12 protein-coding genes are annotated in these 22,434 nt (G+C 54.8%); 10 read left to right on the top strand and 2 right to left on the bottom strand.

The window, feature by feature from the left end:
• Positions 1–45 precede the first annotated feature (45 nt).
• Positions 46–309: a hypothetical protein gene (locus tag AC1EKS_RS03985; RefSeq protein WP_481009537.1), complete on the top strand. Its 264-nt coding sequence runs from the start codon at positions 46–48 to the stop codon at positions 307–309.
• 92 nt (positions 310–401) lie between these two features.
• Positions 402–1,760, top strand: a complete 1,359-nt coding sequence (locus AC1EKS_RS03980) for a lipase family protein (RefSeq protein WP_481009536.1) — start codon at positions 402–404, stop codon at positions 1,758–1,760.
• Positions 1,761–1,765: 5 nt separating this feature from the next.
• Here the strand turns inward: AC1EKS_RS03980 and AC1EKS_RS03975 are convergent, their stop codons facing one another.
• On the bottom strand, positions 1,766–3,202 hold the full coding sequence (locus tag AC1EKS_RS03975) for a YwiC-like family protein (RefSeq protein WP_481009535.1): 1,437 nt from the start codon (positions 3,200–3,202) through the stop codon (positions 1,766–1,768).
• Positions 3,203–3,483: 281 nt separating this feature from the next.
• On the opposite strand from AC1EKS_RS03975, the gene AC1EKS_RS03970 reads away from it, so the two are divergent.
• From AC1EKS_RS03970 to AC1EKS_RS03955, 4 genes are read left to right on the top strand one after another with little or no spacing between them, the layout of a single operon-like run.
• Positions 3,484–4,059 (top strand): 2-oxoacid:acceptor oxidoreductase family protein, encoded by a 576-nt coding sequence (locus tag AC1EKS_RS03970; RefSeq protein WP_071129172.1) that lies wholly within the window; start codon positions 3,484–3,486, stop codon positions 4,057–4,059.
• 1 nt (position 4,060) lies between these two features.
• Entirely contained in the window at positions 4,061–5,326 is a 1,266-nt protein-coding gene (gene porA / locus AC1EKS_RS03965; protein ID WP_481009534.1) for a pyruvate ferredoxin oxidoreductase, read from the top strand.
• 10 nt (positions 5,327–5,336) lie between these two features.
• Positions 5,337–6,599 carry a thiamine pyrophosphate-dependent enzyme gene (locus tag AC1EKS_RS03960; protein ID WP_481009533.1) on the top strand — a complete coding sequence of 421 codons (1,263 nt, stop codon included), beginning with the start codon at positions 5,337–5,339 and terminating at the stop codon, positions 6,597–6,599.
• The gene (locus AC1EKS_RS03955) at positions 6,600–8,258 is read left to right on the top strand and encodes an NAD(P)-binding protein (RefSeq protein ID WP_481009532.1); all 1,659 of its coding nucleotides are present in this window, start codon (positions 6,600–6,602) and stop codon (positions 8,256–8,258) included. It begins immediately after the preceding gene.
• A gap of 169 nt (positions 8,259–8,427) precedes the next feature.
• Here AC1EKS_RS03955 and AC1EKS_RS03950 read toward each other — a convergent pair whose 3' ends face one another.
• On the bottom strand, positions 8,428–9,399 hold the full coding sequence (locus AC1EKS_RS03950; RefSeq protein WP_481009531.1) for a hypothetical protein: 972 nt from the start codon (positions 9,397–9,399) through the stop codon (positions 8,428–8,430).
• Between the two features lie 45 nt (positions 9,400–9,444).
• On the opposite strand from AC1EKS_RS03950, the gene AC1EKS_RS03945 reads away from it, so the two are divergent.
• The 4 genes from AC1EKS_RS03945 (at position 9,445) to AC1EKS_RS03930 (ending at position 22,031) form a co-directional block, all read left to right on the top strand.
• Positions 9,445–10,206 carry a hypothetical protein gene (locus tag AC1EKS_RS03945; RefSeq protein WP_481009530.1) on the top strand — a complete coding sequence of 254 codons (762 nt, stop codon included), beginning with the start codon at positions 9,445–9,447 and terminating at the stop codon, positions 10,204–10,206.
• Positions 10,207–10,209: 3 nt separating this feature from the next.
• The gene (gene ygfZ, locus AC1EKS_RS03940; protein WP_481009529.1) at positions 10,210–11,325 is read left to right on the top strand and encodes a CAF17-like 4Fe-4S cluster assembly/insertion protein YgfZ; all 1,116 of its coding nucleotides are present in this window, start codon (positions 10,210–10,212) and stop codon (positions 11,323–11,325) included.
• Between the two features lie 9 nt (positions 11,326–11,334).
• Positions 11,335–11,781: a D-aminoacyl-tRNA deacylase gene (gene dtd / locus AC1EKS_RS03935; protein WP_481009528.1), complete on the top strand. Its 447-nt coding sequence runs from the start codon at positions 11,335–11,337 to the stop codon at positions 11,779–11,781.
• 485 nt (positions 11,782–12,266) lie between these two features.
• Positions 12,267–22,031, top strand: a complete 9,765-nt coding sequence (locus AC1EKS_RS03930; protein WP_481009527.1) for a VaFE repeat-containing surface-anchored protein — start codon at positions 12,267–12,269, stop codon at positions 22,029–22,031.
• Positions 22,032–22,434 lie beyond the last annotated feature (403 nt).

Raw genomic sequence — 22,434 nt, 5'->3', positions numbered from 1 at the left:
ATCCTTGCCCAACTAAGGTAGCAAAAGCTTCGGAAGGGGGACACTATGTCAAGTCAGGTGGCAGTGGCCGTGATGATAAGTGCGCAGATGCGGCGGGCAGCGACGGTAGCAAGTTGCGGTGCTGGAGAAATGGCAGCGATAGATCTGCGCGAGCAGTGGGCATCAAATGCCGCCGATGCAGCCCAAATAACCTTGCAGCATTACCAGCAAGAAATGAATGCGCTGGCGGATAGCGCTGTGCAAGCCGGCAGGTTGGCAAAGGAATCGATACCCGCACTGCTGGCGTTGCAGCAGGTAGGTACCCGATGAATGGGACTAATGGTCTCCAGAAGCACTATTACCGGAAAAATGCAGGCAGGTATGAAGATTTTCCCCTCCGCCGGGGATTTTAAGGGGTGAATATGTCAAGTGATGATCATGCTCTTCCGATTAGCGTAGTCGGCGGTCATCAGCTGGGTATCAATACTGCCGTTATTCGCAGCAAAGCTCAAAGTTTAAGCGGTGCGATAGAAAGCGCCGGGACGGTCAGGCGGCTTGCCGAACAGGCGTTAAGTGCAGCTGCGAGCTTGCCACGTATCCCGGAAACGGCAAAACTGCTTGCAGCTTTGCAGATGCTGGTGGAATCAGCGATAAATTTTTCTCTCCACATCTACTTACTGCAAAGCAATTTGCTGCAGGTGGCAGCGAAGTATGAAAACAGCGAAGCGCGGTCCCGGCAAATAGTATCTTCGTTGGATATGCTTCCGGGTTTTCTGCTCTGCGGTAATCTTCCCGGATTCTTTCTCTGGAAAAAATATAATGACACTCTGGGAGATTCCCCCTGGTGGGTGGAACAAAATTCTCAGAGCAGTGCCTACTTTTTATTGCAAGCCTGGCGAAATCACGGCACACATGTCTCCGGGTTACTAGTGCAGTTCTTGTCCTCCCAGGTCACACAGGAGATCGCGGCTGCCCAAGGACCAATTTTGCTGTCGGTGGCACCAAAATTTGGAAGTAGCTCCCAAAAAGTTTCCGCTCCCTTAAATATTTCTGGGTTGGTAGGTGAGTTTAATCGGGCGAAAGCCTATCCTGACCACGGCGAATTGCGGGTAGTTAAGTACCGTACCGGCAACCAGGTTGCCTGGCGAGTTGATATCCGCGGCACTCAGGTGTGGAGCGTAACCGGGACGAACCCTCAAGATATGCGGACTAACTTGCAAACAAACGCTTCGGGTTTGGCGGGAAATTCGGATATGACGATAGCGGTTACCCGCGCCTTAGATCAGGCAGGCTATCGCCGAGGGCAGCCGGTAGAACTGATTGGCCATTCTCAAGGGGGAGCGGTCGCTGCCCAGCTTGGTTCAAATCCTGAATTGGCTAAAAAATACAATGTGAAAAGCGTGGTAACTATGGGGTCTAATATTGGGAGGTTTCGCCCGGCACCGGGAGTCCATATGGTATCTCTAGAAAACACTGCTGATATTGTGCCCCGGCTGGATGGGCAACGAAATCTCAATGTTCCCAACCTAACCACAGTCCAGACCTACAAGAATTTCCACGGTGCGGGAGCCAATCATGCTAAAGAACTATATGGTCAGCTGGCGAAAACTTGGGAGCAGTCGGGGGATGGAGATTATGCTCGTTTTATCGAGACTCGCAACCACAACTTGGGAATAAATAAGGCTACGAAAGCCACAGCGCAGTCTTTTGTGGTGCACCGTTTCGAAGCTCCGCGTCCTAGAAATCCCCGACCTATAAAAAGGCTATGGGCGTCCTTTTAACGCCATCAGACCAGCAAAGTTATTATCACCAGCATCGCCACCGCAATCTCGCAGAATCCTACTCGCGAAACCGTAACTAGCTGCGGAGAGCGCTGCTGGAGTAGGGGTACTGCCAATGAGCGCGCAAATAGCAGCACCCAAACTAGCAGGTGCCACCAGGTTACCCAGCCCAAAATAAAGAACCCCACGACGACTGCGGTTAAGACGGCGTGGCAGGCGACCGAAAACGCCAAGAATGACTGGGAACCACGCTTACGTATTAGGGAACGTACATAGGGAACAGTTGACCAATAATAGGAGGTGACTATCCAGGCCACTACCAGCATCCAGCCCCAACCCTGCAAATTCCCGGTGGGAGACACTACCCAGTTAACGTTACTGGTAGCGGTATGTTCCAACCAGGGTATAGCAGCGAAAGAGCGAGAGAACTGCGTGCCGATGTCGTAGGAAACTAGGCTCATTACTCCGGTCGCCAAAATGGTACTGGTACGGGCCAATAAGGAACGCTCTCGATGCAGCACTGATTCGACAACCGCGATTGCTATCAGCGGGAAAAATACTAGCGTCCACTCCAGTAGCGGGGGAGCCACCAGCAGGCTAATAACCCCTAGAACTAGCGTGATAGCGCCGTAAACTTGTACCGGCTTAAAGTAACGGTCTTTACGGCGGGAGCGCAGCCAGATTCCCCCCACATTAAATGCGAAATATCCGCAAATCCACAGCGCAAAAACCAACCAGTGAACTGGGCGCAGCGAAGACTCAATCACCCCAATCCAGTAGGGCAGCAGTGCCATCGCGTAGGCGCCTTCTTGAGTCGGAACCCAACCTTTGCGCGCCCACTTGCTCCAGCGGTTATTTCGCTTTGCTTCCTGCGGGACTCTATCGGAGTGGGTCCGGTTGCGCCGAGGACTCTTTGTCTGCGAAAAATCGGCTTTCCTGATCCTCCGGAAGCGAGAAGTGTGCGCTTTTACCCCCGGTAGATGCAGATTTTCTAAGGAAGTAGCGAGTGGGCCCGGCGAGGAATCTTCGGCAGGTGCGGGGAGGTCTTCCTTAGGGATACGCGGGGTGTTTTCGCTGGTTTCTCCCAGCAAAGGGGCGTGTATCTTTTGAATATTGCCGGTGTTGGGAACGGCAGTTACCCCGCCGGTAGCAGTCGTGGAAACTCTGTCCTCGGCACTAAAACCTTGCGGTTTTCGCACTAGGAGGGAACGCCGGGTAGGGATCCCATTCTGGTCACCAGGTGCACTTTCGGTCTGGTTATTTTTATCTGGCGGTGACGCAGAGTCCTTGCCGCGAGAAAGTTGTGAAGACACCGCTGCTTCAGCGGATACCTGGGGAATAGTGCTGCGTACAGGCTGGCCTGGGGAGGGCATCCCCTGGTGTTGGTCTTTGCCTGCCCCCGCTAAATTTTCGGGTTTATTGGCTCCATACGCTCTTTGCACATGGGCCACCGTACTATGAACTAATGAGATTCGGCTTAACGCTGGCTCACGAAGCGGCAACGATTCGGTATCAATTAGATATATAAGCGCCGGCTACCGTACTTAATAACACTTTGGTCACAATTTCAACGCGGGTCCAGAGTGTGTTTTTCTTATTTAAGATACATTTGCGTCAGGGAATCTTTTAGCTGCGGCAATAGCTGCAATTCTTAAAAGTGCTGGTAATCCCGCTGCAAAAGTCCAATGCCTGCTAGCTGGGATGGCAGTCATAGAGTGAAAGCATGACTGAAGTTCGTATTCATGGCAGAGGCGGGCAAGGGGTCGTTACTGCAGCTGACCTGATTGCCTATGCGGCATTTACCGATGGGCATCATGCACAGGCTTTCCCTTCGTTTGGCTCGGAGCGCACCGGTGCCCCGGTGGTTTCTTATTGCCGCATTGAAGATAAAGAGATCCGTACCCGTGAACCCGTACAGGAACCTGACCTGGTAGTGGTGCAGGACGCTACTTTACTGGCGATCATGGACGTATTTTCGGGACTGAAACCAGACGGTTTCGCCCTGGTGAACTCGGCAAAATCAGCCGCTGAACTAGGGATAGAGGAAGTAGTTGCCGCCCACCCGCAAGGGCATGTGGTGATGATTCCGGCTACCGAGATTGCGAAGAAACACCTGGGGCGTCCCCTGCCGAACGCGGTGATGCTGGGGGGAGCGGCCGCCCTCACCGGGCTGGTGCGGCTATCCAGTGTTACCCAGGCGATTCAAAATCGTTTCCACGGCAAAGTGGGAGAAGGTAACGTCGCCGCCGCCGTCGCCGCCTACGAAATGGTCAGCTCGATGAAAGAAGAGGCCAAGTAACGTGCTAAAACAAATCGAAGGTTCGCAAGCTATAGCGCAATCGGTTGCCGCCTGCAGCCCGGAAGTTATCAGCGCCTACCCGATTAGCCCCCAAACCCACATCGTTGAGGCGCTATCTGCGCTGGTAAAAGCGGGCAAAATGGGTAGCGCCGAATATATCAACGTAGAGTCCGAGTTCGCGGCTATGTCGGCCTGCATCGGAGCTTCGGCAGTGGGGGCGCGCACCTATACTGCCACCGCCTCCCAGGGGCTGCTCTATATGGTTGAAGCTATCTATAATGCCGCTGGCCTGGGGTTACCGATTGTGATGACGGTGGCTAACCGGGCGATTGGCGGGCCGATTAACATCTGGAACGACCATTCCGACACCATGAGTCAACGCGAATCCGGATGGCTGCAGCTATTCGCCGAAAACAACCAGGAAGCCTCGGATCTGCACGTGCAGGCCTTTCGGATCGCCGAAGAACTTTCGGTTCCGGTGATGGTGTGTATGGATGGCTTTATTTTGACCCACGCGGTGGAACAGGTAGATGTTCCAGAAAAAGAGCAGGTAGAGAAGTTCCTGCCCCCTTATAGTCCCCGCGTCGTCCTCGACCCGGCTGATCCCATCACGATTGGCGCGATGGTCGGTCCGGAGGCCTTCACCGAAGTTAAATACCTCCAACACGTCAAGCAACTGCAAGCCTTAGAGCTCATCCCCAAAGTTCAGGCCGAGTTTAAGAACGTTTTCGGACGCGATTCGGGCGGTCTGGTTCGCCCTTACCGGATCGAGGACGCGGAAACCGTAATCGTGGCGATGGGATCAGTGCTCGGCACCATTAAAGACGTAGTCGATGAGCGGCGGGACAAAGGGGAAAAGATTGGGGTGCTAGGGATTTGCTCCTTCCGCCCCTTCCCCTTCGAAGAGGTAGCGAAATATCTCGGGAATGCCAAACGCTTTGTGTGCCTCGAGAAAGCCTTCAGTCTAGGTATCGGCGGAATCGTGGCTTCTCATTGCCGCTCTGCCCTTTCGCGAGCGGGTAAATCCGTTCGCGACTATGAAGTAATCGCTGGTCTGGGCGGGCGCAACATCACGGAGCATTCCCTTGACCAGATGCTAGATCAGGCAACCGCGGACAAGCTTGAGCATTTGACCTTCCTGGATTTGGATCAGGAACTGGTCGAGGCGGAGCTGGAGCGGGAGAAAGCTACCCGGCGTTCGGGTCCGATCAGTGAAAACATTCAACGTCACGCCACTCAGCGTGCCAATGCGGCACGCGGAATTTAGGAGGCAGGCAATGTCATCAACTATGAGTGTTCCGCTCCCGGCACCGCAGTTTCGCGAAAGCGTTGAAACCGCGATTCCGGCACGCGAAAATGTAAAGTTTTACCAGGTAGGCTCCTATGCGGTCGGTAATCGGCTGGCGGAACTGGATTACCGTTCTGTGCAGTCAGATCCCAACCGGATCAACTCCCTAACTTCCGGTCACCGTGCCTGTCAGGGCTGCGGGGAGGCTTTGGGGGCACGCTACGCTCTCGACACTGCGATGGATGCCGCAGATCGAGATCTGGTGGCGGTTAACGCCACTGGCTGCCTAGAGGTTTTTTCTACTCCTTACCCCGAAACTGCCTGGACGATTCCCTGGGTGCACTCCCTCTTTGGGAATGCGCCTGCAGTCGCCTCCGGGGCGGCGGCAGCTTTGCGCGCCAAAGGCAAGAACACCCGGGTAGTTGCCCAGGGTGGAGATGGCGGCACCGTAGATATCGGCATGGGCTGCCTGTCAGGCATGTTCGAACGTAACGATGACGTCCTCTACATTTGCTACGACAATGGCGCCTATATGAATACCGGGGTACAGCGTAGCGGTGCTACTCCGCCCGCGGCACGTACCGCTACCACCCAGCCGGTAGGCGAAAATCCCGGAAATGTGTTTGGCCAGGGTAAAGATGTGCCGCGAATCGCGATGGCGCACGAAGTTCCCTACGTGGCGACCGCGACGGTAGCGGATTTGCGCGACCTGGAATACAAGGTGCGCAAAGCGATGCAGTTCCACGGTTCTCGCTATATTCACGTACTGGTGCCCTGTCCCCTGGGTTGGGGTTCGGCCTCTAATCTGACTATTCGCTTAGCGCGCCTGGCTACCCAATGCGGCCTGTTCCCGGTGTATGAGGCCGAGAACGGGGAAATCACTTCAGTTACCAAATTGCGCCGCCCGGTACCGGTCACCGAATATATGCGTCCGCAGCGCCGCTTCGCCCATGTTTTTAAGAAAGGGCAAGAGGAAGTGCTAGAGCGGATGCAGCAAATCGCGGATCGTAATATCCGCCGCTACGGCTTGATTGATCCGGATCAACTTGACGAGGACGTGCTAGAACGCATTCTGGCGGCAGGTGAAGATCCCGAGGGGCGCTTCACTAAACGCATCATCGAAGAGGCCTCGAAGGCCAAACGCACTCAAAGCGATGCTTTTTCAACAGATGACCACCCGGTTTCCGGGGCAACCTCTGCTTCTGCGATGCGCCATTTCGCCGGAAACACGGCTGCAAAGGGGGAAAACTAAATGAGTGAAACTGCTCTGCCCACACCGGAGGTACGCAGCGAAGATACCGCTCCTTGGGCGGTGACTTTGAACGTGGGTTCTTCGCTGGCAAACGAAACGGGGTCTTGGCGCACCGAACGCCCGGTTTATGTATCCATGCTGCCCCCTTGTAATAAGGCTTGCCCGGCGGGTGAGAACGTCCAGGCTTGGCTTTATCACGCCGAAGAGGGCGACTACGAGGCTGCTTGGCGTGAAATCATGGTAAATAATCCGCTACCTGCCACGATGGGGCGGGTTTGCTACCATCCTTGCCAAACCGCCTGTAACCGCGGGCAAATGGATGAAGCCGTAGGGATTAACGCGATCGAGCGCTTCTTGGGCGACAAAGCCATCGAAGAGGGCTGGAATGTAAGCGTAGATGCGGCTCCTAGCGGTAAACACGTGTTGGTAGTGGGGGCGGGTCCTTCCGGGCTGTCCGCTGCCTATCACCTGCGCCGCCTCGGCCATGAAGTCACCGTAAAAGAGGCCGGTCCGATGGCCGGCGGGATGATGCGCTTTGGAATTCCGAAATACCGCCTGCCGCGCGAGGTACTCGATGCCGAAATTAAACGGATTGAGGATCTGGGGGTACGTTTCGAATTCAATGCCAAAGTCGAAAATGTTGACGATGTAGCAGATGACTTTGATGCCGTGTTTTTGGCGGTGGGTGCCCATATTGGTCGTCACGCCGATATTCCTGCTGGTGGCTCTGCGAAAGTTATGGACGCGGTTCAGCTACTTGCCGATATGGAGGGCGAGGACAAGCCGATGCTGGGGCGGCGGGTTGTTATCTATGGCGGGGGTAATACCGCGATTGACGCTGCTCGGACTGCCAAACGCCTGGGCGCAGAAGAAGCGGTGATTGTTTATCGCCGTAACCGTGACCGGATGCCCGCCCACGATTCTGAGGTTACAGAGGCCGAGGAAGAGGGGATCATGATGCGCTGGCTGTCCACCATTAAACATATTGATGGCGGCAAGCTCACGGTCGAAAAGATGGAACTGGATGAGAACGGTTTCCCCCAGCCGACCGGCGAATATGAAGAACTCGGCGCCGATTCGGTGGTGATGGCTCTCGGCCAAGAATCCGATTTGGGGCTGGTCGAGCGCGCCCGCGATATCGAAATCGAAAAGGGTGTAGTCCAGGTTAACTCGCAAATGATGACGGGGCGTCACGGCGTGTTTGCCGGTGGTGACATGGTGCCTTCCGAACGCACCGTTACGGTAGCGATTGGTCACGGTAAGAAAGCTGCCCGTTATATCGATGCCTTCTTGCACGGCACCGAATACCACAAGCCCCCGGTCACTGGGGACGCCACCTATGACCGCCTTACTAACTGGTATTACGCGGATGCTCCCCACCGGGTACGCGCCAAGATCGAATCTGCCCGCCGGGCTTCTACCTTTGACGAGGTGGTGCAGGGCTTAGACCAAGATTCCGCCCTCTTTGAGGCGCGGCGCTGTATGTCTTGTGGCAACTGTTTCGGCTGCGATAACTGTTTCGGAGTCTGCCCCGATAACGCCATCACCAAGATCAAACCTGGCGAGTACGAGTTCAAGTATGACTACTGTAAGGGTTGTGGGATCTGTGCCGAAGAATGCCCCTGTGGATCCATCATGATGATTCCGGAGGAAAGCTAGGAAGAGTAGGCAGGGCAGAAAGCGCTCTACCGGGCGTTTTCTCCCTGCTACCCGCTGTGCCCGGGTCTGCGCCCTCATATTTGTGCCCCGATGCGTACAGGTTTAAATGTGGGCGTTTTCTTTTCCTGCTCCCAGCCCTTCTTGGGGGGAAAGCAGGAAAGCGTTGCCCTTACCCGGTAATTAGGCGTGCCAGCGAGTAAATCGGGACCGAAATAAACAGAGTGGGCAGCAGGGCTAAGGCTAGTTGCCGCCAGCGATAATTCTTACCTGCCGGCACCATAAACAATACGTTTATGCAGGCGACTAAAAGCCCCGAAAGGAATCCTAGCCCCAGGGTCATAACCCAAATCGCCAAGGCAGGGTTGCGGTAGGCGAAGGGAATCGCCAACGCCAGATCCGAATATTGGTAGAGCACAAAGTAGGTTAGGAGTCCCGCCGCCACAATTCCGGCCACAGAGCAGTACAGCCAACGGATACTGGCGTATTTAGTGGGCAGTGCCAAGGTTAGGCAAGCTAATCCCGTGGCTGGCAGCGCCGCCATCGCCAGCAGATTCATAGTGGGGTAGGCGATGGCCAGTCCCCAGGCAGAACCTGCCGCTATCAGTGCACATCCAGCGATAGTGCTCGCTAGCGACCAGGTAGTTAGCGGGCGATGTTTTCCCCGGGTCATTTCGGCGATAAAAGCCGCCAGCACGCACCAGGAAAGCACCAGGGGAACCCAGGTGAGATTATCGGTTAAAAATGCTGCCAACAGACAGCCGATTCCGGTCAGTGCCACCACCAATCCGGTGCGCGCGGGACTGGGAGCCTGGGAGAGGCTGCCCCAAGTAATGGAGACGGCAATGGTTACGGCGGCGGCGGTAAGTACCGCCAAATAGGAATTCCAATTCAGGAAAAACAGCATCGCTAGGGGAGGAAGTGCGGCTAGCAAGGCCACCCACCAGCTGCGCGCGGCTATGGGGGAAACTGATTTTTTCGCGGCTGAATCCGAAGCACTTGTCAGAGAGCCGGTGGTGTCGCCCGCTGCCGCTTCCGGTTTACCGGAGGGTGCGGGTTGCCTTACCCTGCGGGATGCCCTATGAGATTTAGCTGCCGAATCTTCCATGTTCTCGATATTCTCACGGTTTTGCTCTTCGCCCAATTACGCCAGTTTTCTGGCTTGCTGCTTCCTTACTCTACTAGGCTTATGTCCATGATGGATTTACCTTTGGGCTTGGCGAAAGAATTAATTCCCCTAGCTTGGCTATTAGGCTCCTGGCGGGGTTGGGGAACCGCGTATCTGCCTAAAGATTCGGAAAATGAAAACGGCGAGCGCGAAGAATGCTTTATCTGGCAAGAAACCACTTTCCGCGCTACCGGTACTAACCTGCAGCAAGCAACCCTAACTTGGTTGGCTGAACCAACAGATAAGGCCCCCGATATGCAGGCGGATGCGGCTACCGGGCTTTCGCAGCTGCGGCGGGGCGCTTTGCTGTGGCGGGAGGACACGTCCTGGCGGGTGACTGCTTCGGCGGTAGCTGACAGTGAGCAAGAGGCGAGGTCGCGTTGCCGTTTGACTTCTTCCGGCGGCCCCTACACCGAAGAGGTTTCTTGGGAGGCAGTCTCGATGGGGCCGCGAGTTATGATTTCTTCGCGGCGCGCCCCCGCCCCCTTCGAGCAACTTTCACGAATGATGGGGCTGGTTTCCTCGGAATTATTTTGGGCGCAAGACTCAGTGTTGCCGGGTAAAGACTCCCAGTCGGATTTTTCGGCGCGCCTGCTGCGCCTGCCCGTAGGCGAGGAGACCTTAACTGCTCCCGGGGTAACTTCTTTGCCATCCGGAGAGGATCCTCGCGGGGATCTAGATAAAGAGGAAGCCGCTGCGGCGAAAGCGGAAAAAGATAACGGTCAGGCAGCCGGAGGGGAGCGCGAGGAAACTCCTGACAATAATGGGGAAGCAGGAGCCTAAAACGTGACTTTTGTAGACAATCAGGTGGCGTTGCGCTGCGGATTCGCTATCGCTGAGACCGGCCTGGAAGTGGTAACGGTTGGAGGCCCGGACGCTCCCTCCTGGCTAACTACCCTATCCTCGCAGGTAGTAGCGGATATGGGCGCGGGGGAGAGCCGGGAAATGCTGTTCTTGGATGCTAACGGGCGCATCTCGCACGCCGCCGGAATCGTGTGGGCTGACGAGGTTGCCTGGCTGTTTACCACGAATGCGCAGGCCCTGGCACAGTTTTTAGAATCCATGAAGTTCCTGTCCCGGGTGGAAGTTACCATTCGCGCCGACCTTAGGGTCTGGGGATTTTTCGCCCCCAGCGCTGCCGAGGAAGTGCTCGCTAGTTTCGGCCCCATCTGGGCTGACCCTTGGCCAGGGATAACTTCGGGTGGCACTGCCTATTCCCCGCGCTCTGCGGTGCATCCGGGGGAGGATTACCCGGCGCGCCTGGGGGTTATTCCCGGTGCGAAGACTGCGAAGGTGCACGCCGCACTGCTTAAACGCTGGAAAGAAGTTTCTTGGCCGCTGGAAACGGAGGATGGTTACAGCCTGGCCGGTCCGGCGATTGCTACGGAGTCGGATTGGCGAGCGCTGCGGATTGCAGCTTGGCGCCCCTACGCTAGCGATATTGACCCGCGCACCCTGCCTCATGAACTGGATTGGCTGCGCACCGCCGTGCATCTCAATAAGGGATGTTATTGCGGACAAGAAACGGTGGCCCGGATAGTTAACCTGGGGCATCCCCCGCGCCGGGCAGTCTTCTTGCACCTAGACGGTACCTCCTCTCTGCTCCCTCCTGCGGATGCGGAGCTTTATGCCGGCAGTCGCAAAGTGGGTACGGTGCGGGCAAGCGCCAATCACTTCGAAGACGGGCCGATTGCTTTGGGTCTAATTAAACGGACGGCACCCCCGGGGGAACTTACTGTCCGTTGGCAAGAGGGCGAAGAAGAATATTCGGTGGCAGCTGCGGTTACCGCGATCGTAGATCCTTCTGGGGTCTCCTGGCAGGGACAGTCGCGCATTGATCGGAAAGCCTTTTCGGGCGCCCCGCCGCGCTCGGGTTCGGGATCGTTAAATATTGCAGGCTAGGAGGATCCGATGCGTACCTTAATTCAGAGGGCACTTTCCGCTGAAGTCACGGTGGAGGGTAAAACCGTCGGCAAACTGTCCCGCCCGGGTTTGGTGGCCTTCGTGGGGATCACGCCGGGTGACGGGCAGGAGCAGATTGATTGGACGGTGCGGCGCCTGCTGAACCAACAAATTTTCGAGGACGGGTCTTCGGCTCTGGAATCGGGTGCGCCTTTGCTGGTAGTTTCGCAGTTCACCCTATATGGCTCGGTGCGCAAGGGACGTCGCCCGTCCTGGACCTATGCAGCTAAGGGTGAGGTAGCGCGACCGATATTTGAAAAACTGGTGGCGGATTTGCGTGCGGCGGGCGCGGAAGTTGAGACCGGAGTATTTGGCGCCATGATGCAGGTTTCTTTGGTTAATGACGGACCGTTTACTTTGTGGCTGGCGAAAGAACCGGAGGGTTTTGCTGGTTAAAGGGCTTACTTTGGGTGTGCTTAGTGACCCGAAATATTATTTGTGCTGGTAGCAACAATAGTTCTAATGTTTAGTGATAGCGGTATTGGATGTTTCCTCGCGACACTCATGAAACTATAATATTTTTCGACTTACTTCCCTAGGCCTTTTGTCCTGTGAATCTATACACTTTTTTTGCTGCAATAACGCCGGTTGGGGGAACTAACTTGGCTGATAACGGGGGATACGTAGGCCCGATTGCCTAAAAAAGTTTGAGAAAATCTTAAGAATCTGTTGTGCAGTACTATGAAAATCTTGTAAGATGGTAACTGCATTAAAATATATTAACTGCACAAAGACAAGTTAATAGTGTTCCTGTCGGCATTGACAACAGGCCAGGTCCCTCCAGGCGGGGCGTTTGGGCGTGACATAACCCAGACGAACGCCTCGTCAGGATCTGTTGGTGGAAATGCCGATCCCTCCTTCTAGTAGACACAGGATGAATAATGATTAACAGTCAAACTGCGAAGTTATTGCGGCGTTGGATCGTCGCTGGATTAGCTGCCGCATTAGCACTAGCCTGGACTATCACTACTTTGGTAGCCCCTTCCCAGGCCTCCACCGATGAGAACCTCACCGTAGGTACGGTAACAGGTGAGCCCACCTCCCTGAAGCTGAACTATTCAGAGGTTGATAACGCGGGGCGTTTCCCACATGCACCTCTAGATAATTCAGGGATGGCCCTGTGGGACCAGTGGAGAAACAATGATAGGCAGGTGTATAACGAATTCTTGCAGCGCTTGTACGCGAGGAACGGCGGAACTTACGATCAAGTCCCGGTTAGTCAGCGCTATTACACTGCTGAAGAGCCATTCTGGCAGAATGGACGGTGGTACATGAAGTGGGCTGAACCTCAAGCCTATTTCATGCCGTATGCGGGTCCCAATAAAGATCAGAAGATAACCGAGAGCGCCTGTATTGATCCTCACGTGGGGCAGGATGCGGAATACCTTACTTATAAGAAGAACCTGAGGGATAGGGATACCCAGGCGAAGATTGCTATTGACCCCGCACAGGCAGTTGATGGTAGCACTCAAACTGGTAAAAACTACTCACGTACTAAACAGGGCATGTTTAAGGCGCTTGCCTATGTCAATAATGGCGGTGACCCGCGCCTGAATGACTTCGTTAATTATGATGAAGCTACTTTGAAGCAGAAGATTGCGGAATATCCTGCCATCGGAGACTTCTATAACGCCAACGTTGAGCTGATCAACGCGCAGCGTGATGCCGTAAGTAAAATTAAGTCTCTGAAGCCTAACCAGAAATATCAAGTATTGCAGGGAATAGCCTGGGCAATTAATCGTGGAGACACCAAGTGGTTGCAGATTGGTGGACCTGGTTGTACTCCTTACGATTCCGGGGGCACAATCGAGTGTAAGAATCCAAATAAAGAACTTACTCAGTTGGCGAAAGACGTCTACGCTGACCTCGAAGTCATGGCTAATGCTGACCTGAAGATGTACGAGGCATATGCCAAGTACAAGGATCAGTTTAAGAATAAGAAAGACGAGTACGAGAAAGCTCTTAAGAAGTGGCAAGAGGAAACTAAGCGTCAGGTAGAGGCCAATGAGAAGCTTTACCAGACCAACAAGGAACTGTTGTCCTCTATCAAGATCTACGTTGATAAAAGCGATGACGGCAAAAAGCTAGCTATCAAGCTGCACGGTTCCTCCGAAGCTTTGGCGTTACTACAACAAAGTAAAACTACCATTAAGGTTAACCTCACCGTGAACGGTGAGACCGTTCCGGTAAATAACGTATCGGTAGCAGCTGCTGCCTCGCCAGACGGTATTCCGGTTCCGATTGAGTCCACTGGCTTGGGTTGCGACCAAACCTTGTCCGGCACCGTGGAGGCCTCCTTCAGCGGGGAAATCGAAATTTCCGGTACCTACATCTTTGGGGACAAAGGAACCCTGCAGCGCCAGGTAGTGCTGCAGAAGTACAAGGTAGCGGTAAACGGAAACACTAGTCACGATTTCAAGTTCAAAGGCGACTGCCCGGTGGTCCCGGAGGAACCTAAGCCCAGCATCAAAACCACTCTGACGGGCGAAAATGGAGCCAAGAAGATCGATACTGCTGGTAAGGAAGGAACCGACTCCGTTACCTTGGTTGACAAGGTGGCGTTCAAGAACCTTAAGGGCGGACAAAACTACGTCATTAAAGGTGAATTGGTAGACGGTAATGGCAACTCCGTTAACGTGACCGGTACTAGCAAAGCCTTCGATCCGAAAGCCTCGGGTGCTACCGACAACGGCAGCGGCTACTATTCCGGAACCATAGATATGACCTTCCAGGTGCCGGTGCAGACGATTCGTGACAACGATAAACTCGTAGCATTTGAAACCCTCTTCCAGGGCGACAAGCCGGAAACTGGAACCAAAATCACCGAGCACAAAAACAAAGATGACGCCAGCCAGACGGTAACTGAGAAACCGCGGATCGGCACCACCGCTAAGGTGGATGGTGACTCCGAGAACGACGGCAAGGTAGCCCGTCCCGCCGAAGGTGCCGCTGTTAAGATCGTCGACACCGTAGTGTGGAACAAGCTGGAGCCCGGAACCTACACCCTCAGCGGAAAGCTGATGAAGAAGAGCGGCGACCAGGTAACTGAGGTTCCTGGAACCGCGACTCAAAAGACCTTCAGCGTTTCTGGTGGTAAGACCGGCACGGTGACGATGGATCTAACCTTGCCTGCAAACCAGGTAGAGGCCGGTGCCTCCTACGTGGTCTACGAGAAGGTATTCCAGGGTGCAAACAACACCTCCGGTACCCCGGTGGCCATCCACGAGAACCCGAATGATAAGGGACAGACCGTAACCGTCAACCCCAAGCAGCATAAGCTGCCCACTATTAAGACGGTGGCCTGGGTGCGCGATGACGGCAGCAACCTGATTAGCACGGTGGAAGCCAATGGCAAGCCCTTCAATGTCAAAGACAAGATTATTTACAATGATCTGAAGCCGGGCACCTACACTGCCTTTGCCTCCCTGGTAGATGCCAGCAACCCGAAGAACGTGATTGCCAGCGGTAGCCAGGTATTTACCAATGGCACCGAAAATGGTGATACCAGGGTAGAGCTGGCGGTTGATGGTTCGAAGGTAAAAGCTGACGGGAAATACGTAGTTTACGAACGTATCTACCAAGGCAAGCAGACCACTGAGCCGAGCGGCGAGCCCTACGCGAAACACGAAAACATTAACGATGGATCGCAGACAATTACGGTAACGCCCAAGAACCCGGTGCCTGCTGAGTTCAAGATCGTGAAGAAGACCGTAGGCGATAACGCCAACACGGATCGGGTATTCCGTTTCAATGTTGCCTGCGATGGTTACAAGACCACAGCCAAAGTGGTAGTGGGTAAAGGTGAAACTCAGGGTGAAACCACGATCTCTAACCCCGCACTAACCAGCGGTCAGAGCTGCCAGGTAAGCGAGCAAGAGGTAAGCGACAACCTTAATACGGTGAAAGTTAAGTTCTCCGGTACCGAGACGAACAGCGACGGCACGGTTGCACAGTTCAAACTCACTGAGGACAACGCCAAGACCGTAGAGGTGATTGCGACTAACACCTTCACCCCGAAAGAAGCTAAGTTCACTGTTCGTAAGAACGTAGAAGCACGGGGAGTGACCCACGCCAGCGTGCCGAACTCCTTCGACTTCTCCTATAAGTGTGACGGTGATAGCACCTGGCAGGCTCTTCCCACCCTCGCGGCGGGGCAGACCTCTCAGGCCATTTCGGTGAAGCCCGGCATTCAGTGCCAGGTGAAAGAAAATAGCGCCACCCCGCAGAACCTCAATCGCACCCTGGAATGGACTGGTGCGCAGAGCCAAGCGGGCGGGATTGCTACCTTCCGCACCGATGCCAATAACACCGTGGCACTGGTAGCCACCAACACCTACACCGAGAAGACCGGGAAACTGGAAATCTCCAAGCAGGTAGTGGATCAGACCGCGGGCGCAGGCACCGTACCGGGTACCTTCCAAATGAAGTACCTGTGTGCTACCGGACAAAGCGCCGATAGTGTTACCGTGCCGCTGACCTCGGTAAGCGTAAACAAGAACTCTACGGTCACCGTTACCGGTATTCCCGTGGGTTCCTGGTGTGCAGTATTCGAAGATCCCACTGGGATCAACGTAGCGAACACTAAGCTCACGACCAGCTTCAATGGTAAAGCCCCGCAGATGGTAACCATTGGGGGACAGACCCTGCATAACGCAGCACTCTCCGACCCGATCCAGGCTGGAAATGACCAAAAGGCGACCATCAAGGTCGAAAACAAGTACGTCAATGAAAAAGTCGGCGGATTTGAAGTTGAAAAACTAGTCTCCGGAGTAGTTTCTCCCGAAACCGTATTCAAAGACGTAGCCTTCGACTTTGGTTACTCCTGCACCATTCCGGGCAACACTACCCCGGTAAAGGGCAACTTCAAGCTGGAACACGGCCAGAAGTTCTCCAGCGCTGATCGCAGCAACCCGCAGCTTAATAACCTGCCGGTAGGTACGGTATGTAAGATTTGGGAGGACACCCCCAAGTCGACTGCGAACGCCGATTATTACCGCTCTAGCCTGCAGGTAAGTGGTACCAATGGCGCCGAAGCGACCGGAACTGACGGCAAGCTGGAAGTAACCCTTAAGCTGACCGCTCCGGCAGCGAAAGCCCAGATTCTGGCAACTAACGAGTACACCCAGAAGCTAGGTGGCTTCACCTTGAAGAAGGAAGTCCAAGGCAGCGCCGACCAAGCGCTAGATGTAAAGGACTACAAGTTCAAGCTCACCTATAAGGATGGCACCACCACCCACGAGAAAGAGAAAACCATTTCTGCTGGTGGATCTTACTCCTTCTGGGGATTGCCGGTTGGTAGCCAAGTTCAGGTTGAAGAACTCGGCGCTATTGATAGCAAGGGTAACTTCATTCCTGTCAACGAACTGTCCACCGCCAAGGTGAAGCACTCCATTAGCTGGAACGGCAGCCAGGATGATTCCTCTACCGCGTCCGCTAACACCTTCACCATCACCAAGCCGATGACTGAGGCACAGTGGAAGGACAACGGCAAACAGGCGAACGTGGTAGTTAAAGCCACCAACACCTACAAGCCGATCGAACAAAAGGGTACCTTCTCCGTACAGAAGACCTCGGTGAAAGTAGCAGGCGAGAGCGCCTATAAAGTCAAGGAGCTTCCCACCAGCTACAACTTCACCTACAACTGCACCGATGGCACCCACGGCAACATTAATGATGTAAAGCCGGGCGGAGAGCCGGTAGTGGCGCCCGCACAGTTCCGTGCCGGCACTGTCTGCACCGTAACTGAGCAGCAAATACTACCTAAAGGCACCAACGGGCAGACCGTCAGCTGGACGGTTGACGGTAAGGGCGCAGGAGTCGGCCCTGCTTCCGGGCAAAGCGCGATTATCACCATCGGTGATGACGCTAAGACTCCGGTAGCGGTGCAAGCCGCCAACGAATACCAGACCCCCGATAAGCCGGGGATTGCCACCGAGCTGAAAGGCGAAGGGCGCAACGGTAACATCGACCTGGTCGAGGATGCGGATCACACCTACACCCTGACCGACAAGATCAGCTACTGGAACCTGCAGGTCGGTAAGACCTACAAGTTCTCCGGCGAACTGGTAGTACCGAACGCAGACAAGTCCGCTGCCACCGGCACCGGGATCAAAGCTGAAAAGGAAGTAACCATTACTTCCCCAAGCGGTGTGGTAGAACTACCGTTCAAGCTGACCCAGGCTGACGTTGCCAAGTACTCGACGCTAGTAGCGTTCGAACAGCTGGATCTGAAGGTAAACGGCGGATTCGAACCGGTCACCGACCACAAGAATCCGAAGGACGACAACCAGACCAAGCATGTCAATCCCTGGATCGCCACCGTGCTGACCGATGGGGCCGGAAACAAGAACATCGACACTACCGGCAAAGCCGATACCGATGTCGTCAACCTGGTTGACACCGTGAAATACCGGAACCTGGAAGCGGGTAAGACCTATCACCTAACCGGGAAACTGGTAGATGGTAGTGCTAACCCGATCGGGGCAAACGCCACCTCGGATGCCTTCACCGTTCCCGGTGAAGCTGGAACCTTGCAGTCTGGCGAAGTCAAGATGACCTTCAAAGTCACCGTGGCACAAATCCGCCAAAACGCGAAACTGGTGGCGTTCGAATACCTCCACCCCGGAGAGCCGAACAACCCCGGTGACGAAACTGTGGTCACCAAGCACGAAAACCCGAACGATGAAAATCAGACGGTAAACGAAGGGCCGCGCGCGGCAACTACCGCTACCAACTCTGCTGGTACCAAGGTATTTGACGCCAAGACCCCGGCTAAGGTGCTCGACCGCGTACAGTGGGCGAAACTGCCCGCCGGCAACTATGTGCTGGTTGGCACCCTGATGGATAAGGCAACCAAGCAGCCGGTACCGAACGTTAAGGCGCAGGTCGTCAAGTTCTCGGTCGCCAGCGGAGAGCTCAAGGGCACTCAAGAAATGACCTTCGAGGTGCCCGCGGATCAGGTGAAAGCCAAGTCGCAGTTCGTAGCGTTCGAGAAGATTTATCGCCAGGGCGATGTCGATCAAAATGGCAACGTTATTGGCGGCAAGACTCCGGTCGTTGAACACTCGGATATTAATGACAAAGCACAAACCGTAACTATTGGTGAAGAACCGCAAAGCCCGGTAACTCCCAAACTCACCTTGGAAAAGGTAGTTAAGAGCGAAGGACTAGAGGTCCCCTCCACCAAGCAGTTCGCCTTCACCTTGAAGTGCTCCAGCCCGATTGATGGCAAGTCGCAAGAGAAGACCTACCAGGTAACTGCCGGGTCGCCGATTGACCTGCCCTATGTCAAGGGCGCTAACTGCACCTTGACCGAGGATCGCGCAGCAGCCAAGGTAGCGGGGATTGCCCCCTCCAAGGTGGAATTCAGCGCGAACTCCAACAAGATCGGTCTGATCACTTCTGATAACTCGGCCTCCTTCAAGATGCCGGCGGAAGAGCTCACCGAAGTACACGTAGCCTTTACCGCGACCAATACCTACCCGGCGCCGAAGAAGCCGACTGTGGCGACCTCGGCAAAGGATGCCGACGGCACCAAGGGTATGTACGGTCAAACCAAGCAGGCAAACCAGGTTTACGCTGGTACCTCCGCCAAGATTGTGGACGAGGTATCTTGGGCGAACCTGCTGCCCGGTGACTATGTACTAATCGGCAAGCTGATGGACAAGAAGACCGGCGAAGCGGTCACTTCCTACACCTCCGCCCCCGCACCGTTCACGGTGAAAGAGGGCGAAAAGAACGGGAAGTTGGATAACACCTTCACCGTCAGCGGTGACTCGCTGAAGGCTGGTAGCCGCTACGTGGTTTACGAATACATTTACCGCGCAGGTGATGTAAACGGCGTAACCCCGAACAATGGCGCCAAGCCGGTTGTGGAACACGCAGTAATCACGGACGCAGACCAGACGGTAGAGGCGATCACGCCTCCGACCCCGCCGGCTGCGAAGGTCAAGATTAAGAAGCAGGTTGTGGCTACCGGCATGGATGTGCCTGCCAACCGCGCCTACTACTTCACCGTGAGCTGCCTGGATAAGGACGGCAACGCCGCAACTACCAGTACCTTAGCGGTACGTTCCGGCGAGGAAACCGAAGTTACCGGTTTGCGGACTGGCTACCTATGCTCGATTAACGAGGATTTGCGTAACGCCATCGAAAATGAGGTAACCCCGGCAATCGCGCTGACCAGTGGAACCAACGGTTTCACTGTGCAGCAAGACTCCACTGCGGGTGCTGCTCACTTCACCGTGCCTGCGGCCACCGAACAGGTGCCCGAAGTGCTGGTGAACGTAACCAACACCTACAACAAGATGGGTAAGCCGGAACTGCAGACCAACGCGGTAACCGATAACGGTACCTCCAGCGTGCAGGCAGGAACTGCCACCAAGGTAACCGACAAGGTCACCTGGAAGAACCTGCCGGTAGGCAAGTACCTGCTAACCGGTACCCTCATGCACATTACGGATAACAACGCTGTTCCGGCAGCGGGAGTTACCAACGAACCCGTGGTACTGGAAATCACTAAGGATAACTCCTTAGCGGGCAGCACCACCATGAAGTTCAATGTGCCTGCCGGGGCAATCGCTCAGGCCGGAAAGTACGTAGTGTACGAATACCTCTACAACTACGAAGACACTGACGGCACCAAGCCCAAGCCGAACACCTCGACTGTGGTTTCCCACAATGACCCCAGCGATGATGCGCAGACCGTGACCGTTACTGAGGCGCCCTCGGTAAGCACCACTGCCACCACCGATGGAGAAAATGAAAAGGAAATCCAGAAGGGTAAGGCTGCGGTAGTAACCGATACCGTCAACTGGAAGAACCTGCCCGCCGGTAACTACCAGGCGCTCAGTGAGCTGGTTGACGGCAAGGGTAACCCGGTTGCCGGGGCCACCACTAAGGCGGTTCCTTTCACCGTGAATAACGGCGAAGAAGCAGGCAGCGTTAAAACTAAGATCCAACTACCGGCTACGGCGACTGCGACTGCGGGAGCGAAGTTCGTAGTATTCGAGCGGATCTACCAGGCTGCAGATGTCGATGCCCAGAGTGGGCGCCCGGCTCAAAATGCGAAACCGGTAGTTTCCGAACTGGATCTGAACGCCATTAACCAGACCGTGCGGGTAGTTGAAACTCCGAAAGGACCGCCGACCATTACCTTCCGCAAGGTAACCGAGAAGGCGCTAGACGGACAGCTTCCGGATAAGGATCGTAAGTTCAAGTTCACCATTAGCTGTGACAAGAACTTCGGAGGAGCATTTGAGTTTGAAATGCCCGCCGGAGTGTCCGCTGGGCTACCTGCTGAAAAGCAGCTACAGGCGGGAACGGTATGTACCTTGACTGAGATGCTCACCGATGAGGCGAATCCGGATGGAATCATGCCTGATGCGATTAGCTTCAGCTCTTCGAATCCGACAGAGATGGCAGTATCGAAGATTAACAACCAAACCGCTCAGTTCACGGTGCCCGATGTAGATACTCAGGTGGCTCCGGAAATCGAAGTCACCATCAGGAACATCTACAGCAAGGACTTCCCAGAATTAGGCACAGTCGCTCGCGACAACGCTGACCAAGACAAGGTAGTAAACGTTAAGAAGGGCGAACCCGCCCAAGTTCAAGACGTTGCCACCTGGAAGAACCTCGCTCCTGGCAAGTACACCATGATTGGAACTTTGATGGACAAACTGACTGGCAAGCCAGTGGTAGGGGCCAATACCCCGGCCGTTGACTTCGAAGTCAAGAAGGGTGAGAAGTCTGGAGACATCCATGCACTATTCACTGTGCCGGCAGAGAATATCTCTACCAACTCCAGTTGGGTAGTCTTTGAAAAGGTCTATAAGGCTTCCGATGTCAAGGATGGCAAGGTTGTGGGTAAAGCTACTCCGGTAGTGGATCACGCCAACTTCGAGGACGCCGACCAGACGGTTCAGGTGGTAACCCCGCCAGCTTCACCGGAACAAAAGACTCCGGAGATTGCTACGGTTGCTAAGAATGGCACTACCTACAACGATGGAACTCAGGATTCTAACCTTGGTAAATCGGTATTGACTCCTGGTCAAGACGCGGTGATCGTGGATACGGTTAAGTGGAAGAACCTCGAGCCCGGTGAATACACCATTACCGGAAGCCTGATGGATAAATCCACCAATGCTCCGCTAACCTACCTGGACAAGAATGGAAACCAGAAAGATGGAGCGAAAGCGGAGCGTGGCTCCTTCCACGTCGAGAAAGGGCAAACCAGCGGAGAGGCGAAAGTCTACTTCACGGTTAAAGGCGAAGCCATCCAGGCCAACCGTCAGTACGTAGTATTCGAGGATCTCTACAAGACCGCGGATATCGTAGACGGACAGCCTAGCCCGGGCGCTGAAAAGGTTGCGCAGCACCATGACATTATGGATGCCGCCCAGACCCTGAGCGTCGATAAGCCGAAGCCGGGAACTCCTCCGGAAACTCCGAAGACCCCGAACACTCCGGGAACTACGCCTCCTACTCCGGTAACCCCCTCCGGGTTCCGGGGCGTGGTGAGCACGGTCCTTGCTAAGACTGGCTCCACCACAGGAATCATGGCGATGACCGGTGTGCTAGCTATGGTCGCGGGAATCGGATTAGTACTAATCCGCCGCTACCAGCGCGAAGAACTAGAGGACTAGGAAAGAAACATAACTAAATAACTAGAAGGATCTCGGGGTCGGAAGCAAAGCTTCCGGCCCCGAGGCTATGTAGCCGTGCTCCCTATCGGGTGCTTAAATCGCCGCGGTGCTTGAATAAAAATGCTGGCGAAAAATGGGTCTGGCTCGGTAAATGTGGCGTTCGCGTGGGCAAAAGTTTTTCCTCCCGCCCAAGAATTCGAAAAACGTAGCGACGTTTTCCGAATTCTTATGCCCACCGCGCCTGCTCGGATAAAACTTTTGCCCACGCGCTGTCAGTGTGTCCTTGTTTACCGGCCTTGACCCTTATGAATCGCCAGAACAACGTCCTTATGTCGACGTTTCCGCGCTCTTATCTGTCCCGAAAGGGAGCGCGGTGGAGGGTCTTATCTTTTTCGGGTTGCTT

It is taken from the genome of Varibaculum sp. C0165D1, assembly GCF_056590355.1.
This window is presented reverse-complemented; position numbering and strand designations above follow the sequence as displayed.

What these genes read in the sequence shown, in the direction of transcription:
- AC1EKS_RS03970 (WP_071129172.1), top strand. Translation starts at nt 3,484, where the DNA reads ATGACTGAAGTTCGTATTCATGGCAGAGGCGGGCAAGGGGTCGTTACT.
- AC1EKS_RS03980 (WP_481009536.1), top strand. Translation starts at nt 402, where the DNA reads ATGTCAAGTGATGATCATGCTCTTCCGATTAGCGTAGTCGGCGGTCAT.
- dtd (WP_481009528.1), top strand. Translation starts at nt 11,335, where the DNA reads ATGCGTACCTTAATTCAGAGGGCACTTTCCGCTGAAGTCACGGTGGAG.
- AC1EKS_RS03955 (WP_481009532.1), top strand. Translation starts at nt 6,600, where the DNA reads ATGAGTGAAACTGCTCTGCCCACACCGGAGGTACGCAGCGAAGATACC.
- AC1EKS_RS03945 (WP_481009530.1), top strand. Translation starts at nt 9,445, where the DNA reads ATGTCCATGATGGATTTACCTTTGGGCTTGGCGAAAGAATTAATTCCC.
- AC1EKS_RS03985 (WP_481009537.1), top strand. Translation starts at nt 46, where the DNA reads ATGTCAAGTCAGGTGGCAGTGGCCGTGATGATAAGTGCGCAGATGCGG.
- AC1EKS_RS03930 (WP_481009527.1), top strand. Translation starts at nt 12,267, where the DNA reads ATGATTAACAGTCAAACTGCGAAGTTATTGCGGCGTTGGATCGTCGCT.
- AC1EKS_RS03960 (WP_481009533.1), top strand. Translation starts at nt 5,337, where the DNA reads ATGTCATCAACTATGAGTGTTCCGCTCCCGGCACCGCAGTTTCGCGAA.